Source organism: Porphyrobacter sp. MBR-49, from assembly GCF_053628655.1.
The window spans coordinates 55,734-72,289 of record NZ_JBRJGU010000009.1 but is presented as its reverse complement, the minus strand read 5'-3'; the positions used below and the strand labels follow the sequence as shown (position 1 = coordinate 72,289).

The following is a 16,556-nucleotide window of genomic DNA, read 5'->3' as shown; positions in this document are numbered from 1 at the left end:
GCCGCAGCTATAGGCCTGCGCTCGGGCCCCTCACAAGCGGCGCTTGCCGGTTTTACTCAGCGCGTAAAGCCGGTTGGCGCAGCATCGACCGCGACAACCTCACCGCCGCGCACTTCGCGCACTTCGAGCGCGCGTTCAATCACGCCGTTGCGGCCAAAGCGGAACGCGCCGTCAACGCCCAGAAAGCCGCCGCGGTCATACAATTCGCTCTTGGGAAAGGGCGTGCCAACCTTCCAGTCACGCGCGATCCGCAAGGTCAGCAGCACAGCATCGTAACCTAGCGTCGCCACCCGGAAGGGCTGCGCCCCAAAGCGCGCTTCGTAACTGTCGGCGAAGCGTTTGAAGCGCTGGTCGGACACGGCGGCGAACAGCGCGCCCTCCATCGATCCGGCGCGGGCCAGCGTCGCCTCTCCGCTCCAGAGTTCGGTGCCGAGAATGCGCGCCCGCGCAGATCCTTCGCGCTGCAATTCATCGGTAGCCTGAATGGCAAGCCGTGCGCTGTCGGCAATCACGACAGTGTCATACCCGCCCGCTGCGCGCAGGCGCTGGGCTGCGCTGACAATCGAGGTATTGCCGCGCGCATAGCTCTCCCGCCCCGCCAGCGCGCCGCCGAAATCGCGTAACGCATTGTCGAGCGCCGATGCTGCGCGGGTGCCGTAATCGCCTTCGGGCAGCAGCGCGGCAAAGCGGTTTGAACCGCGCGCGCGGGCATATTGCACGCTGCGGCGAACCGATTGTTCGGGCACATGGCCGATCACGAACACGTCCGGCCCGGCAACGCTGGTGTCGTTGGAAAAGGAAATGACCGGCACCCCTGCCGGGCGCGCGACGGCCTGCACGGCAGGCACCCCATCGGCCATCAACGGACCAAGGATCAGCTTGTTACCATCAGCAATCGCCTTGCGCGCCGCAGCCGACACTCCCGCGGAGGTATCATAGGTGGTGATCCGCAGATTATCCGCGCTGGTATCGAGCAGCGCCATCGTCGTCGCATTGGCGATCGCCTGCCCGACGGCTGCGGTATCGCCGTCCATCGGCACCAGCAACGCGATGCGGTGGCGGCCCGAATCTGTGGGGAGCGCGGTCGCCGAAGGTTCGGGTGTCGGCGCGGGCGGCGGCGCGGTGGCAACGTCGGACTTCGGGATCACCTGACACCCGGCGGCCAGCATCAGGCCGCCCACCAGCGCAAGATTGCGCCCGGTAAGCAGCCGTGCGCTGCGCATCAGCCTGCGATCTCGTGCGGGTGCCCAAAATGGCAGATTTATGCGCTTCATCCTTGCCGACCTCTCGCTGCTGCTCCATTGATCCGGCCATAATGACCGCAGAGCTTCCATCCATCCCAACAGGGACGCCAGATCCCGGTCTCTACATCGTTGCGACCCCGATTGGCAATCTAGGCGACATGACGTTGCGTGCGCTCGACATCCTGCGCGGCGCAGCGATGATCGCGTGCGAGGATACGCGCGTGACGGGCAAGCTGCTCAAACATTTCGGTATCTCGGCGCGGTTGCAACGGTTGGACGATCACGCCCCGCCCGAAGTGCGCGCGCGGTTGATCGAACTGGCACGCAATGAAGCGGTGGCGCTGGTGAGCGATGCCGGGACGCCGCTGATTTCCGATCCGGGTTATCGACTGGTGAAAGAGGCACGCGCGGCAGGCGTTCCCGTCATCAGCATTCCGGGGGCCTGTGCGGCGGTATCAGCCCTGTCGATTGCCGGCCTGCCGAGCGACCGGTTCCTGTTTGCCGGATTTCTCCCCGTCAAGGACAAGGCGCGGCGTGAAACACTCGAAGCGCTGGCCGGTATCGCCGCCACGCTGGTATTCTACGAAACCGCCCCCCGGATCGAGCGTTCGCTGCGCGCAATTGCCGAATTGTGGCCGCAGCGCGAAGTGGCGGTTGCGCGCGAACTGACCAAGCTGCACGAGGAATGCCGCAACGGCAGCGCCGCCAGCCTCGCCGATCATTACGCAGCGCATCCGCCCAAGGGTGAGATTGTGCTGCTGATCGGCCCGCCAGCCGAGGCCGAAACGCCGGTGGCCGATCCCGACAAGCTGCTGCGCGCAGCATTGGCCGATGCGGGGCCGGGCAAGGCGGCGGGAATCGTCGCCAAGGCCACCGGGCTCGACCGCGCAGCACTCTATGCCCGCGCGCTGGAGTTGAAGGGGGAATGACCCGCGAACGCTCCACCGATGTGCGCCGCGAAGCCGATCAGCGCGGGCGCGAGGGTGAGGCTGAGGCGGCGATGTGGCTCGCCCAGCAAGGTTGGCGCATTGTCGCCGAGCGGGTCAAGACCAAGGCGGGCGAGATTGATCTGATCGCCCGCAAGCCCGGGCTTGTCGCCTTCGTCGAAGTCAAATGGCGCGCACGCAGCGCTGCACTGGCTGACGCGATTGACGAACGGCGGCTGGCGCGGGTGGCCAAAGCGGCGGAAATCGTCGCGCACGAATACGCGGCCGACGGCGAAGATATCCGCATCGACGTGATCCTGCTTGCACCGGGCCGCCAGCCCACCCACATCGAAAACGCGTGGATGCCGTTCTGCTAAACCACATCGGAGTTGATTGAATGACATTGCGCATTGCCGTCCAGATGGACCCCATCGACCGGATCAACATTGCGGGCGATAGCTCGTTCGCGCTGATGCTGGCTGCGCAGGCGCGGGGCTACGCCATTTACGAATACCATGTTGAAAGCCTGACGCTGGACGAGGATGACCGGCTGTTCGCGCACGCGTTCCCGGTAACAGTGCAGCGGGTGGAGGGCTATCACTTCACGCGCGGAAAGCAGGTCAGGCTCGATCTCGGCAAGGATGTCGACGTGGTGCTGATGCGGCAGGATCCGCCGTTTCACATGGGCTATATCACCGCCACTCATATGCTCGAACGCATAGCGCGCGAAACGCTGGTCGTGAATGATCCGGCCAATGTCCGCAATTCGCCCGAAAAGGTGATGGTGCTCAATTACCGGCGCTTCATGCCGCCGACGCTGGTGACACGCTCGGTCGATGAAGTGCGGCGCTTCATGGCCAAGCACGGTGCGATTGTGGTCAAGCCGATCCACGGCAACGGCGGCAAGGCGATTTTCCGCATCGGAGAGAACGGCGAAAACCTCTCCGCTTTGTTCGAAGTGTTCAACCAGACCTGGCCCGAACCGCATATGGTGCAGCCCTTCCTGCCCGAAGTGGCGCAGGGCGATAAACGCATCGTGTTGATTGATGGCGTGGTGGCAGGCGCGATCAACCGGCTACCGGGGGAGGGCGAGTTTCGTTCTAATCTCGCCATGGGCGGCAGCGCACAACCAACCGAATTATCGGCGCGCGAACAGGAAATCTGCGATGCGCTTGGCCCCGATCTCAAACGGCTTGGCCTCACCTTTGTCGGGATTGACGTGATCGGCGGAAAATGGCTGACCGAAATCAACGTCACATCGCCCACCGGGATCGTGGCGATAGACAAATTCAACCAGACCGATACGGCGGGCATGATCTGGGACGCGATCGAGCGGCGATTGGCCGAACGCGGCATCGCAGCCCCCGGCAAATAGTAGAGGCATAATGACCGAACTCCTGCTCGGGCTGCTCGACAAGGGCGGCTATCTCGGCATTTTTGTGCTGATGATCCTTGAAAACGTGTTCCCGCCGATCCCGTCGGAGGTGATCCTTGGCGCTGCCGGGGTGCTGGTGGAACAGGGTAAGATGAACGGGATCACGCTGTGGATCATCGCCACGGCGGGCACACTGGCGGGTAATCTGTTCTGGTATTGGCTCGGCTCGCGCTGGAGCGAGGATCAGCTTAAGCGCGTGATTGATCGCTGGGGCCGCTGGCTGACATTCGAATGGGATGAATTCACCAAGGCGCGCGACATTTTCCGCAAATATGGCGACTGGATCGTGTTCCTGCTGCGGTTCTCACCGCTGCTGCGCACCATCGTGTCGCTGCCTGCCGGGCTGGCGAAGATGAAGCTGTGGCGGTTCGCGCTGTTCACCTTCCTCGGCTCGCTGATCTGGAACGGGTTGCTGATCCTTGGCGGGCGGGCGCTGGCGGGTGTGATTGACCGCTACGAGTCGACTGCGGGCTATGTCATCGTCGCCATCGTGGTGCTGGGCGTGGCCTATTACATCTACCGCGTGGTGACGTGGAAGCCGGTCAAGGCGTTCGAGCCTGAGGAATAGGCGCTATACCTTGCCGCCCCGTGGGTGGGCATTGCGGTAATTTTCCAGCAGGCTGGCAGCATCGACGCGGGTATAAATCTGGGTCGAACCCAGCGACGCATGGCCGAGCAATTCCTGAAGCGATCGCAAGTCCGCCCCGGCGCTGAGCAGGTGCGTGGCAAACGAATGCCGCAGCGCGTGGGGCGTGGCGGTATCGGGCAGGCCCAATGCGCGCCGCGCCTGCGCCATCGCGCGCTGCACCATGCCGGGCGACAACGCCCCGCCCTTGGCCCCGCGAAACAGCGGCTGATTGGCGGACAGCGGCCACGGGCACAGGCGGACATATTCAGCCACGCCCGCGCGGGTGATCGGCAGCACCGGCACCATGCGCTGTTTTCCGCCCTTGCCGGTGACTTGCAGCACGTCGCCCAGCGGCACGTCGCGCCCTGTCAGCGACAGCGCCTCGGCAATGCGCAGGCCCGATCCATACATCAGCAACAACACCGCCCGGTCGCGCGCGCCGATCCAGTCGGTGGCCGCGGTGCCATCGACCATCGCGGCAAGGTTTACCGCCTCATCAGGCGTTACCGGGCGCGGCAGACCTTTCTTCAGGCGCGGGCCGCGCAGGCGGGGCGGGGCGGGGTCGGGATCGCCGCTTTGCTGGCGGGCAAAGGCGATGAAGGCTTTGAGCGCGGAAAGTTCGCGCGCGGCGCTGGCATTGCCCAATCCTTGGGCACGGCGCGCGGCGAGGAAGGTGCGCAGATGGTGTGCCTCGGTGCGGGCAACCGCCTCCCAACTTTCCAGCGCGTTGGCGGCCACCAGCCTTTGTGCCGCCGCGACATAGGCGCGCACGGTATGCGGTGAGCGGCGGCGGTTGTCCGTCAGATGCGCGCGCCATTGCTCGGCCAAGGATGCGCCGCTCATGCCGCCACCAGCGTATCGGCCACCACCTCGGCCAGCAGCGCATCGAGCAGCGCGCGGCCCGGCAGGGCGACCCCGATGCGCGTGCCATCCTGCCACATCAGGCCAAGCGTGATCAGGCGGGTGAGCGCGGCGTCCTCGATCAACCCGGCACGGGGCAGGCCGAACCGCGCTGTCAACGCCGCAAGGTCAACCCCCTCGGTCAGCCGCAGCCCCATCAGCAACGCCTCGGTCGCTTGCTCGGGCACAGACAGGTTTCGCGCCTCGACAATCCCGTCGCCCTGCCGCGCGACAGCGGAAAGGAAGTTCTCGGGCTTCTTGTGCCGCACCGTCGCCATGCCCCCGCGCCGTCCATGCGCGCCGGGGCCGATCCCGACATAATCCTGATACCGCCAATAGACGAGATTGTGGCGGCTTTCCTCACCCATGCGGGCGTGGTTGCTCGTTTCATAGGCAGGCAGGCCCGCCGCTTGCGTCAGGTTTTGGGTGATGGTGAATAATTGGGCAGCGGCGTCATCATCCAGCGGGATCAGCCGCCCGCGCCGCACATCGCTGGCAAAGCGGGTGCCGGGTTCGATGGTGAGTTGATACAGCGACAGGTGCCCGGTGCCTAATGCCAGCGCACGGGTCAGCCGATCATGCCACAATTCGGGCGTGTGGCCGGGCAAGGCGTAGATCAGATCAAAACTCACACGCTTGAAGTGGGCTTGTGCCGTTTCGAGCGCCGCTAGCGCCTCCGTGGCCCCGTGTAGCCTCCCCAAAAACCGCAGTTCCGCATCATCCAGCGATTGCACGCCGAGCGAGACGCGGTTGATGCCCGCGCTTGCCAGAGCCGCGAAATTGGCGGCTTCGACCGATGACGGGTTGGCCTCCAGCGTAATTTCGATGTCCGGCGCGAACCCCCACAGGGCTTCCGCCTCGACCAGCAATGCCGCAACCAGTGCAGGCGGCATCAGCGATGGGGTGCCGCCGCCAAAAAAGATCGAGGTCAGCGGCTCTCCGCCTGCTACCGCAGCCTCGGCGCGCATATCCGCAATCAGCGCCGCCTGCCACGCCGCGACATCGACCCCGGCCCGAACGTGCGAGTTGAAATCGCAATAGGGGCATTTCTTGGCGCAAAATGGCCAATGAATATAAAGCGCGCGGGCCATGATCGGGATTTTCAGCCCTGATTAACCGTTGGATCATAGAATGATTGCATGAAGGGAACCCATCTCGTGCGCGCCATTGGCCTTGCACTGCTTATGACAGCTATGCCCGCGATGCCGCAAGAGCAGCGCGAGCCGCAGGCGGCCGAGCGCGAATGGCTCGCCGCCCATAACGCCGCGCGCGCGGAGGTTGGCCTTGCGCCGCTGCGCTGGAGCAATGCGCTGGCGCGTGATGCCGGGGATTGGGCGACGCACCTTGCCGATCGCCGCACATTTCAACACACGCCCGATCACTTGCGCGGCGGGCAGGGCGAAAACCTGTGGAGCGGCACGCGGGATCACTACTCCCCGTGGCAGATGATTTCCTATTTCGTGGCCGAAAAGCGCGATTTTCGTCCCGGCACCTTTCCCCACGTTTCGCACACCGGGCGCTGGAGCGACGTTGGGCATTATACCCAGATCATCTGGCCCGAAACGCAGGAGGTGGGATGCGCCACCGCGCGCAATCACCGCCATGAAGTGTTGGTGTGCCGCTATTGGCCGGCTGGCAATGTGATGGGCACCCGGCTCGACCCGGCAGAGCGACTCTCACGCCGTTGAGCGTTTAGCCGAATTGGTCAGCGACCAACTTGGCAAAAGCATCGGCGCGGTGGCTGATCGCGTGTTTTTCCTCCGGCGCGATTTCGGCAAAGGTTTGGCTGCGCCCGGCAGGCACGAACACCGGATCATAGCCGAAGCCCAACGTCCCGCGCGGAGGCCATGTCAACGCGCCGTCGCAGCGGCCTTCGTATATGGCGTATTCTCCATCAGGCCAGGCGAGCGCTAGCACGCAATGGAACGCGGCGCTGCGATCAACGTCCGACCCGCGTTCGGCCAGCAACCCTTCAACCTTGCCCATCGCCATATACCAGTCGCGGCCCGGCGCGCCTTCGAACCACTGCCGTTCGGCCCAGTCGGCGGTGTAAACGCCGGGGCGGCCATCGAGCGCGGCCACGGACAGCCCGCTGTCGTCAGCCAGAGCCGCCAATCCCGAAGCCTCCGCCGCCGCGCGCGCTTTTAGCAAGGCGTTCTGCACAAAGGTCGTGCCGGTCTCAGCCGGTTCGGGCAGGCCCAGCGACCCGGCGGACAGGCATTTCACCCCGTAAGGTTCCAGCAGCGCGCCGATTTCCTTGAGCTTGCCCGCATTATGCGTGGCAATCACCAAGGAACCTGAGCCGAGGCGGCGTGTCATTTCACCGCGTCCAACTGCGCGGCGAAAATCCGGTCGCAGCCCATGCGGGCGAGGCGCAGCAGGCGTAGCAGGGCTTCCTCGTCATAGGTTGCGCCCTCGGCCGTGGCCTGCACTTCGGCGATTTTACCACCTGTCAGCAGCACGAAATTGCCATCGGCTTCGGCGTTCGAATCCTCGTCATAATCGAGGTCGAGCACCGGGGTGCCCTTGAATATCCCGCACGAAATCCCGGCCACCTGCGCAAGAATCGGATCATGCTTGATATCGCCCGACGCCATCAAGCCGTTGATCGCCAGCCGCAGCGCAATCCACGCGCCCGAAATCGCCGCAGTGCGCGTGCCGCCATCGGCCTGGATCACGTCGCAATCCAAGGTAATCTGGCGCTCGCCCAGCTTTTGCAAGTCCACCACGGCGCGTAAAGAACGTCCGATAAGACGCTGAATTTCCTGTGTGCGGCCCGATTGCTTGCCCTTGGCCGCTTCGCGCTGCCCGCGGGTGTGGGTCGCGCGCGGCAGCATCGAATACTCGCCCGTCACCCAACCTTCACCCTTGCCGCGCATCCACGGCGGAACCCCGCGTTCGACGCTGGCGGTGCACAGCACCTTGGTATCGCCAAACCCGATCAGCACCGATCCTTCAGCATGGCGGGTAAAGCCGGTTTCGATGGTGATGGCGCGCATTTCATCGGGCGCGCGTCCTGAAGGGCGCATGGGGTTCTCCGTTGATGTGATGCGGGGCAATAGGCGCGGGCCACTTGTCGCCGCAAGCGCAAAGACTAAAGAATAAAGGCATGACCTCGCTCCCCGTAACCGAACTGACCGCCCGCGCCCGCGAAATCTTTCGCCGGGTGGTGGAGGAATATATCGACAGCGGGCAGCCGGTTGGATCGAAGACGTTGGCAGCGGATGGAACGCTCAACCTCTCGCCCGCATCAATCCGGTCGGTGCTGGCTGATCTCGAATCCGCAGGCCTGCTTGCCGCGCCGCATACCAGCGCGGGGCGGCTGCCGACCGACGCGGGATTGCGCATCTTCGTCGACGGGATGATGCGCGTGGCCGAACCGACGATGCAGGAACAGGCCGCGATCGAGGCGCGCTTGGCCGAGGCGGGGCCGGTTGAGGCGGCTCTGGCGCAGGCATCCGCGATCCTCTCAGACCTGTCGGGCGCAGCGGGGATGGTGCTGGTCGCCCCGCGTGAACAGCGGCTGGCGCAGTTCAATCTGGTCGATCTGGGGCAGGGCCGCGCGCTCGCCGTGCTGGTGGGCGAAGATGGCGGGGTTGAAAACCGCATCGTCACGATTGGCGGCGCGATCAGCGCTAGCGCGCTCGATCAGGCGAGCAATTACATCACCGCGCGGCTTGCGGGCCGGACGCTGGCAGAGGCAGCGCAGGCGATGCGCGCTGAAATCAACGCAGGGCGCTCGCAGCTCGATAACGCGAGCCGCGATCTGGTGGAACGCGGGCTGGCGGTATGGAGCGAGGATGCCGCCGCGCGCCCGGTGTTGATCGTGCGCGGCGCGGCCAACCTGCTCGATGAAAGCGCGCTGGGCGATATTGAACGCGTGCGCCGCTTGCTCGAAGATCTTGAGGACAAGCAATCGGTTGCCAGCCTGCTCGATTCCGCGCGTGAGGCCGATGCGACCCGCATTTTCATCGGTTCCGAAAACCGGCTTTTCGCATTATCCGGCTCATCCGTCATCGCCTCGCCCTATCGTGATCGTGAAGGGCGGGTGGTCGGTGTGCTGGGGGTGATTGGCCCCACGCGGTTGAATTACGCGCGGGTTGTCCCCATGGTGGATTTGACCGCCCGTTCATTGGGCAAGCTGATCGCTTGAATGGAAGCACACGACATGACCGAGAATGAAAAGCCGCTGGATCAGGCGGCTGAAGACGAATTGAAGGGCGTGCCTGAGGAATTGCGCGAAGGCGGCGATGAGGCCGAGGCGGATACGCTGACCGAGGCGCTCGAATCGCTCAAGCGCGATCTGGAAAGCGCCAAGCAGGAAGTGCTCTACGCCAAGGCGGAAACCCACAATGTGCGCCGCCGGTTGGAGCGTGAAAAGGACGAAGCGCGCGCCTATGCCGCGACCGGATTTGCCCGCGATATCCTGAGCGTGGCGGATAATCTTTCACGCGCCGTGCAGGCGATCCCCGAAAGCCTGCGCACCGATGACAGCATGAAGGGGCTGGTCACCGGGATCGAGGCGACCCAGCGCGAGCTGGAAAAGGTGTTCGCCAGCCACGGCATCACCCGCATTGCGGCTGTCGGCCTGCCGCTCGATCCGAACCAGCATCAGGCGATGCTGGAGGTGCCAAGCGCCGATCACGAACCCGGCACGGTGGTGCAGGAAATGCAGTCAGGCTGGATGATCAAAGACCGCCTGCTGCGCGCCGCAATGGTGGCGGTGGCAAAGGCGGCGGAATAGGGCGTTTGCGTCAGGGATTGAAGGGCAAAATCGCCTCGTAAATCGCCAGCGGGGGCGCGCCGGTTACGCTCGCCCCCTTTCGCAACAAAAACGCGTGGCGGACGATTTCGGCTTGCTGTTCGATCCCGTATTGGGTCAGCCGCCAGCCCGGCTTGATCGCATAGTCATAACGGCACCACGGGTGGCGGCGTAGCACCAGATACCATTCACCGCGCGTCTGGGTCTGCCAGACGTGCACCATTTCGTGAATGAAATGCGCTTGCAGGCTTAGCGACGCGGCGGCGAAATCATCGCAGTAATGGTGCGCGGCCGGGTGAAAATGCAGGTGGCCGCGCGGGGCCATTGTGACTTTGCGGGGGTGGAACGGAAAGAACTTGCGCCGCTTGATCCGCACCTGTGCGTAGTCAATCGCATCGCCAAAAACACTGCGGGCCAACGCAACCTCGCCCGGCGACAACGAACGCTCCCCGCCGACCGGGCAGATATGCAGAGTGGCATCCAAAGCGTTCAGCGTTCTTCCCCGGCGGCGCGCACATCTGCGGCAAAGCTCTGCGTCGTGCCATCCGACAGGGAGAGTGTGACATTGACAGTGCCGCCCGGCTGCCACGCATCCGAAGGCTGCATCGCCATTACGTGCAGCCCGCCCGGCGCGAAGCTGACCGGCGCACCGGTGGTCAAAGCAATCGGCGCAGCTTCCGTCATCGTCATTGCGCCATCTTTTTCGGCTGTCTGGTGGATCATCGACATTCCCGCGCCTTCAACCGTTACGGTGTTGAGGGTTAGGCCGTCTGCGCCCGCGTAGGAAAGATCGAAATAGACCGCCGCCGGATTGCCTTTGACCGGGGCCAGCACCAGCCGGGGATTGGTGATTGACAGGCCTTTGACCAGAACCGGGGACGCGGAGTCTGTGGGCGCGCCCGTATCGCCTTGATTGCAAGCAGCCAATCCCAACAGGCAAAACGCCGCAAATGCAGTGCAGGCGGCGCGGTTCATCATTGTCACTTCAACTGTCTCCCTTGTGGATTGGCCGCAAAACTAGGGCCGCCTGTCTCTTGTGCCAAGCGAAACCGCACCTATATCGCGCTCACAATCGAGCCGCCAACGCGCTTTGCCCATACCGGGGAAGCGCATCGGCGCGGTGTCCAACAATTGTCCAGATGGATGGGGTAAACATGGGTAAAGTAATCGGTATCGACCTCGGCACCACCAATTCCTGCGTTGCGGTCATGGATGGCGGCAAACCCAAGGTGGTTGAAAATTCGGAAGGCGCGCGCACCACGCCGTCAATCGTCGCCTTCACCAAGGATGGCCAGCGCCTGATTGGGCAGCCGGCCAAGCGTCAGGCGGTGACCAACCCCGACAACACCCTGTTCGCGATCAAGCGCCTGATCGGTCGCCGGTTTGAAGACCCGCTGACCAAGAAAGACATGGAGCTGGTCCCCTACACCATCACCAAGGGCAAGAACGGCGATGCCTGGGTGAACGCGGGCGGCGAAGATTACAGCCCGTCGCAGATTTCCGCCTTCATCCTGCAAAAGATGAAAGAAACCGCCGAAAGCTATCTTGGCGAAGCCGTGACGCAGGCGGTGATTACCGTGCCGGCCTATTTCAACGACGCCCAGCGTCAGGCGACCAAGGATGCCGGGCAGATCGCCGGGCTTGAAGTGCTGCGCATCATCAACGAACCGACCGCAGCCGCGCTCGCCTATGGGATGGACAAGGACGAAGGCAAGACCATCGCGGTCTATGACCTTGGCGGCGGCACCTTCGATATCTCGATCCTCGAAATCGGCGACGGCGTGTTCGAAGTGAAGTCGACCAACGGCGACACCTTCCTTGGCGGCGAAGATTTCGACAACGCGATCGTCGAGTTCCTGGCGGATTCCTTCAAGAAGAAGGAAAATATGGACCTGAAGACCGACAAGCTCGCGCTTCAGCGTCTGAAAGAAGCTGCCGAAAAGGCCAAGATTGAACTGTCGAGCGCCGCTTCGACCGAAATCAACTTGCCGTTCATCACCGCACGCATGGAAGGTGGCAGCACCACCCCGTTGCATCTGGTGGAAACCATCACCCGCGCTGATCTGGAAAAGATGGTCAACGCGCTGATCCAGCGCACGCTTGACCCGTGCAAGAAAGCGCTGGCGGATGCTGGCATTTCGAAAGACCAGATCGACGAAGTAATCCTGGTCGGCGGGATGACCCGGATGCCGCGCGTGCGCGAAGTGGTTGAACAGTTCTTCGGCACCAAACCGCACACCGGCGTCAACCCGGATGAAGTCGTCGCCATGGGCGCGGCCATTCAGGCGGGCGTGTTGCAGGGCGATGTCAAGGACGTGCTGCTGCTCGACGTGACGCCGCTTTCGCTCGGCATTGAAACGCTGGGCGGGGTGTTCACCCGCATGATCGATCGCAACACCACCATCCCGACCAAGAAGACCCAGACTTATTCGACCGCCGAAGACAATCAGAACGCGGTGACGATCAAGGTCTATCAGGGCGAGCGCGAGATGGCGGCGGATAACAAGCTGCTCGGCAATTTCGACCTGATCGGCATTCCTCCGGCCCCGCGCGGCGTGCCGCAGATCGAAGTCACCTTTGACATCGACGCTAACGGCATCGTCAGCGTCGCGGCGAAGGACAAGGGCACCGGCAAGGAACAGACGATCAAGATTCAGGCGTCGGGCGGTTTGACCGACAACGACATTGATCAGATGGTCAAGGACGCTGAAAAGTTCGCTGAGGAAGACAAGAAGCGCCGCGCTGCTGCCGAAGCGCGCAACCAGGCCGACAGTCTTGTTCACGCGACCGAAAAGCAGCTGGAAGAACACGGCGATGCAATCGACGCTGGCACCAAGTCCGACGTTGAGGCTGCGATTGCGGCGGTCAAAACCGCACTTGAAGGCGGAGACGCTGATGACATCAACGCCAAGGCGCAAGCCTTGACCGAAGCTGCGATGAAGATGGGCCAGCAGATCTACGAAAAGCAGCAGGCTGCAGGCCCCGATGGCGACGCGCCAGCTGCGGCCGAAACCGCCGCTGACGAAGACGTTGTCGACGCCGAATTCTCCGAGGTTGATGAAGACAAGAAGGGCTAACGCCCCGATGCATCCCGCTGACCTGCCGCTGCGACCGGATTATCTATCCGGCGCGGCGGCGGGCAGTGGTCACGGGGAATAGGTCAAGACTATGTCCAGCGCCCAGATTGATTATTACCAGACGCTCGAATGCGCCCGCGATGCGGATGGCGCGACGCTGAAAAGCGCCTATCGCAAGCTCGCGATGAAGTTCCACCCGGATCGCAATCCGGGCGATACCGCGTGCGAGGCCAAGTTCAAGGCGATCAACGAGGCCTATGATTGCCTCAAAGACCCGCAAAAACGCGCGGCCTATGATCGCTACGGCCACGAGGCGTTCACGCAGGGAATGAATGGCGGCGGTGGCGGTTTTGGCGGCGGCGCGCGCGGCGATTTTGCCGATATTGGCGATATTTTCGAAACGATTTTCGGCAGTGCCTTTGGCGGCGGCGCGCAGCGACAGCAGAACCGGCGCGGCGCAGACTTGCGTTATGATATGCAAGTCACGCTTGAAGAAGCGTTCCACGGCAAATCGACCGAAATCGAAATCGAAGTTTCGCAAGCCTGCGACACCTGCAAGGGCAGCGGCGCCACGCCCGGCACCAGCGAACGCCAGTGCAACCTGTGCCACGGCAACGGCAGTGTGCGCGCCAAGCAAGGCCTGTTCGTGATCGAACGGCCATGCCCCACCTGCAACGGGCGCGGCAGCGTGATTGAAAACCCGTGCCGCGATTGCCGGGGCGAAGGTCGGGTGGACAAGGCCCAGACGCTTTCCGTCGATATTCCCGCCGGGGTTGATACCGGCACCCGCATCCGCCTGTCAGGCAAGGGTGAGGCTGGCCAGCGCGGTTCGCCTGCTGGCGATCTGTATATTTTCCTCCACGTCGCGCAGCATTCGGTGTTTGAACGCGAAGGCACCACGCTCGCCACCCGCATTCCGGTGAGCTTCACCACCGCATCATTGGGCGGCTGCGTCGAGATTCCCGATCTGGATGGTTCGACCAATCGGCTGGATATTCCTGCGGGGATTCAGTCGGGCAAGCAGTTGCGCATTCGCGGCGCGGGAATGCCGGTGCTGCAAGGGCGCGGGCGGGGTGATCTGGTGGTCGAAATCGCGGTGGAAACGCCGACCAAGCTTTCACGCCGCCAGAAAGAAATCCTCGAAGAATTCCGCGCCACCGAAACCGGTGATGAATGCCCCGAAAGCCGCGGGTTTCTCGATAAGCTCAAGGAAGTCTTCGGGGGTTAACCCAACCGCTCACGCACTTCGAGGCGGATCTGCCCGATCAGCCCGCGCCCGCAGCGTCCCAACCCCTCCTCCTCGTCCAGCACGGCGAGGAATACTGCGCATTTGGCAGCGTCGATGGCTTCGCGCGGCATCCCCCCGCTGACGGTTGAGGCAACCAGATCGATCATCCGTTCGGCCCCGTGCAGGCGCCCCCACAGGTAATCATTCTCACGGTAATCGCGGCTGAAGAACGCACCGAAATTATAAAACTCGATCCCGCGCAAGGTCGCCGCGGTGCCGCCTTCGCGAATGCTGCGTGCGTCTTCGGGCGAGATGCGGTCAATCTTGACCGGGTTGAATTCATCCAGCCCTTCACGCCGCGACAGGGGCAGGGTGGCGACATCGTAGAACGGAAAGCCCAGATAGGTCAGCAGCATCCGCCGCTTGAGATTTTTGGGCATATCTTCAAGCGCATCGATCAGCAGTTCTTCAGCGGCCAGGTCGGTCGTGGGCAACAGGCGTTCGGTGGCGAGGAAATCTAGCACCGCGCCGGGGGCTTGCCGTGCATCGGCGGCCAGTTGCGCGAACCGCGGTGATTGCAGCACGCCATCATCCGCGCGGTAATAGAGCGCGAGTATCTCGTAGAGACGGTCACGTGCTAGGTCGAGCGCTTCGTCGGAAATGTCGGGATCAAGCTGCCAGTCACGCGCCAGTTTGCGCGCCAGCAATTGCAACCGGCGCATGCGAAACCCGGTGTCATGCGCACGGAAAAACGTGATCGCACCCACATTTGCACCGCCATGTTCATCGGTAAGCCGATCAAGCCCGCGTGCCTCCATCTCGCCGCGCAAAGCATGAATGATCGGCGCGGGATCACCTTGAGCCTGCCCGGAGGCCTTCAGCGTCAACCGCGCGAGTTGATCGAGGATGCCTTCAAACTTGGTCAGGGCATAGGCGCCAAATGCGTATCCGGCGCGCTCGGCTGCGGCCTGCTGCGCCTTGGCCCGCCATCCCGCGAGCCGTTTGGGCGTCGGCCGGTCGAGCAGGAAGGTGTAGCCGAACAGCTTTTCCACCGCGAGGTCGATATCGGTCTGCAAATCCATCACGATCCGCTTCTGCCGCGCCGCATCGCGCGATTGCTGATCGATCCGTTCCAGATCATCGCGGATCGGCTGTTCGCGCGGGATGGTGGACAGCGAACCGAAAATCGCCCCGAAAAATCCCACTTCGGCGGTGCGGGTGCCGGGATCGATCCCGCCGCCATCGGGGCGCGGGTCGAGATAGACGAACCGCCGGTCGACCTCGCGTTGCGCCGGGCGGCCATGCAGCGCGGATAGCGCCGCTCCGAACGGTGCGTTGACCAGCACCGATCCATCGATCAGCGCCACGTCGTCAACCGTCCCGCGTGCAACATGGGTCGGCATAATCCGCCCTAGAAATGCCCCGCGCGAGGTCCAGTGATGGCCTTCTGCCTCGGCCAGGTGGTCAATCTCTGCCAGAGTGAGAGGGGGAAATGCTCCCGGAAAGCTCGCCGTGGCGCGCGCGGCGAGCACCAGTTCGAGCCGGTCGGCAAGGCCAATGGCAGGATCATTGCCCACCCGTGCGCGGAAACAGATTGGCAGGCGGTGCTCCGCTTCTTCAATCTGCGGCGGGGAATTGAGCCGCAGAGTTTCGGGATGACCGCGAAAATCGGTAACAGTTACCGCCAGATCAACCGGATAGCCCGGCGGCAGCAGCGCGATGCCATCGCCTTCTGCCGCCATCTTACCCAGCGCCTCATACAGCATCGCCGAAAACTGATACCCGGAGAATGGCGGACTGAACCAGCGCCCGCGCACCAGCCGCGAAACCTTGCGCCGCACCTCGGCGCGGGTTTCGGGTGAGACGGTGGCGCTCACCGCGTTGCCCGGTCTGCGCAGCACCCATTCCGCAATCGGCTGCGCCCAGAACTTGGCATAACGCCACATCGGTTCGGCATCGGGATCGGTCAGTTTGCTGACATCGGCGTTTTCGAGCCACAGGTCGGTCAGCGGTTCAAGGCTGTGCCCGGCATGGATCGCCTGCGCCAGAAACACCGCGTTGATCCCGCCTGCGCTCGCCCCGGTGAGGATATCGGGCAGCACCCGCAGTTTCAGCCCGTGATCGCGCTCAATCGCTTCAAGAAATTCGCGATAGGCCGCCGCCACCCCGCCCAATGTCACGTCAGACGGATGGTGGAACGCCCGGCTTGCGCGGGCGAGGTGCCACACTTCCTTGGTGATGCCGTGCATATATACCGCCAGGCTGACGCCGCCGTAGCAGACAAGGGCAAGACGCAGTTCTTTTTGGCGCATGAAGGGGTTCCTAACGTGCAATCGCTCTCCAATGCAATTGCGTT

The 16,556-nt window shown here is 63.4% G+C and carries 17 protein-coding genes; 9 read left to right on the top strand and 8 right to left on the bottom strand.

Annotated features, from left to right (window positions below; all coding sequences use genetic code 11):
- Nucleotides 1–56: 56 nt before the first annotated feature.
- Nucleotides 57–1,223, bottom strand: coding sequence for a penicillin-binding protein activator (locus ACSSV3_RS12745; RefSeq protein ID WP_354326409.1), 1,167 nt, complete (start codon nucleotides 1,221–1,223; stop codon nucleotides 57–59).
- Between the two features lie 92 nt (nucleotides 1,224–1,315).
- Here ACSSV3_RS12745 and rsmI point away from each other — a divergent pair, with 92 nt between their 5' ends.
- Genes rsmI through ACSSV3_RS12725 form a run of 4 tightly spaced genes read left to right on the top strand, consistent with a single transcriptional unit; the run spans nucleotide 1,316 to nucleotide 4,173 of the window.
- A complete protein-coding gene (gene rsmI / locus ACSSV3_RS12740) occupies nucleotides 1,316–2,173 on the top strand; it encodes a 16S rRNA (cytidine(1402)-2'-O)-methyltransferase (RefSeq protein ID WP_354326408.1) in 858 nt (285 codons plus the stop codon).
- Nucleotides 2,170–2,547, top strand: coding sequence for a YraN family protein (locus tag ACSSV3_RS12735; protein ID WP_354326406.1), 378 nt, complete (start codon nucleotides 2,170–2,172; stop codon nucleotides 2,545–2,547). Before rsmI ends, ACSSV3_RS12735 begins: the two co-directional genes overlap by 4 nt.
- Before the next feature lie 20 nt (nucleotides 2,548–2,567).
- Entirely contained in the window at nucleotides 2,568–3,545 is a 978-nt protein-coding gene (gene gshB, locus ACSSV3_RS12730) for a glutathione synthase (protein ID WP_354326405.1), read from the top strand.
- Between the two features lie 10 nt (nucleotides 3,546–3,555).
- The gene (locus ACSSV3_RS12725) at nucleotides 3,556–4,173 is read left to right on the top strand and encodes a DedA family protein (protein WP_354326404.1); all 618 of its coding nucleotides are present in this window, start codon (nucleotides 3,556–3,558) and stop codon (nucleotides 4,171–4,173) included.
- Nucleotides 4,174–4,176: 3 nt separating this feature from the next.
- Here ACSSV3_RS12725 and ACSSV3_RS12720 read toward each other — a convergent pair whose 3' ends face one another.
- The gene (locus ACSSV3_RS12720; RefSeq protein WP_354326402.1) at nucleotides 4,177–5,076 is read right to left on the bottom strand and encodes a tyrosine recombinase XerC; all 900 of its coding nucleotides are present in this window, start codon (nucleotides 5,074–5,076) and stop codon (nucleotides 4,177–4,179) included.
- Nucleotides 5,073–6,224: a radical SAM family heme chaperone HemW gene (gene hemW, locus ACSSV3_RS12715; RefSeq protein ID WP_354326401.1), complete on the bottom strand. Its 1,152-nt coding sequence runs from the start codon at nucleotides 6,222–6,224 to the stop codon at nucleotides 5,073–5,075. Before hemW ends, ACSSV3_RS12720 begins: the two co-directional genes overlap by 4 nt.
- Before the next feature lie 48 nt (nucleotides 6,225–6,272).
- Between hemW and ACSSV3_RS12710 the strand changes: the two genes are divergently transcribed.
- The gene (locus tag ACSSV3_RS12710) at nucleotides 6,273–6,821 is read left to right on the top strand and encodes a CAP domain-containing protein (RefSeq protein WP_354326400.1); all 549 of its coding nucleotides are present in this window, start codon (nucleotides 6,273–6,275) and stop codon (nucleotides 6,819–6,821) included.
- Nucleotides 6,822–6,825: 4 nt separating this feature from the next.
- Here ACSSV3_RS12710 and rdgB read toward each other — a convergent pair whose 3' ends face one another.
- A complete protein-coding gene (gene rdgB, locus ACSSV3_RS12705) occupies nucleotides 6,826–7,452 on the bottom strand; it encodes an RdgB/HAM1 family non-canonical purine NTP pyrophosphatase (protein WP_354326399.1) in 627 nt (208 codons plus the stop codon).
- Nucleotides 7,449–8,162: a ribonuclease PH gene (gene rph / locus ACSSV3_RS12700; protein ID WP_354326398.1), complete on the bottom strand. Its 714-nt coding sequence runs from the start codon at nucleotides 8,160–8,162 to the stop codon at nucleotides 7,449–7,451. The genes rdgB and rph overlap by 4 nt, the downstream gene beginning before the upstream one ends.
- 80 nt (nucleotides 8,163–8,242) lie before the next feature.
- On the opposite strand from rph, the gene hrcA reads away from it, so the two are divergent.
- Nucleotides 8,243–9,286 carry a heat-inducible transcriptional repressor HrcA gene (hrcA, locus tag ACSSV3_RS12695; RefSeq protein ID WP_354326396.1) on the top strand — a complete coding sequence of 348 codons (1,044 nt, stop codon included), beginning with the start codon at nucleotides 8,243–8,245 and terminating at the stop codon, nucleotides 9,284–9,286.
- Between the two features lie 15 nt (nucleotides 9,287–9,301).
- Entirely contained in the window at nucleotides 9,302–9,877 is a 576-nt protein-coding gene (locus ACSSV3_RS12690) for a nucleotide exchange factor GrpE (protein ID WP_354326500.1), read from the top strand.
- Between the two features lie 10 nt (nucleotides 9,878–9,887).
- Here the strand turns inward: ACSSV3_RS12690 and ACSSV3_RS12685 are convergent, their stop codons facing one another.
- Both ACSSV3_RS12685 and ACSSV3_RS12680 read right to left on the bottom strand, forming a co-directional pair.
- Complete coding sequence (locus ACSSV3_RS12685; protein ID WP_354326394.1) at nucleotides 9,888–10,379, bottom strand: vgr related protein; 492 nt, start codon at nucleotides 10,377–10,379, stop codon at nucleotides 9,888–9,890.
- Between the two features lie 5 nt (nucleotides 10,380–10,384).
- Complete coding sequence (locus tag ACSSV3_RS12680) at nucleotides 10,385–10,873, bottom strand: copper chaperone PCu(A)C (RefSeq protein ID WP_354326392.1); 489 nt, start codon at nucleotides 10,871–10,873, stop codon at nucleotides 10,385–10,387.
- Between the two features lie 176 nt (nucleotides 10,874–11,049).
- Here ACSSV3_RS12680 and dnaK point away from each other — a divergent pair, with 176 nt between their 5' ends.
- A complete protein-coding gene (gene dnaK, locus ACSSV3_RS12675) occupies nucleotides 11,050–12,972 on the top strand; it encodes a molecular chaperone DnaK (RefSeq protein WP_354326390.1) in 1,923 nt (640 codons plus the stop codon).
- Between the two features lie 91 nt (nucleotides 12,973–13,063).
- The gene (gene dnaJ / locus ACSSV3_RS12670) at nucleotides 13,064–14,200 is read left to right on the top strand and encodes a molecular chaperone DnaJ (RefSeq protein ID WP_354326388.1); all 1,137 of its coding nucleotides are present in this window, start codon (nucleotides 13,064–13,066) and stop codon (nucleotides 14,198–14,200) included.
- On the opposite strand, the gene ACSSV3_RS12665 is transcribed toward dnaJ, so the two are convergent.
- Nucleotides 14,197–16,512 (bottom strand): patatin-like protein, encoded by a 2,316-nt coding sequence (locus ACSSV3_RS12665; RefSeq protein WP_354326386.1) that lies wholly within the window; start codon nucleotides 16,510–16,512, stop codon nucleotides 14,197–14,199. The genes dnaJ and ACSSV3_RS12665 overlap by 4 nt on opposite strands.
- Between the last annotated feature and the right edge of the window lie 44 nt (nucleotides 16,513–16,556).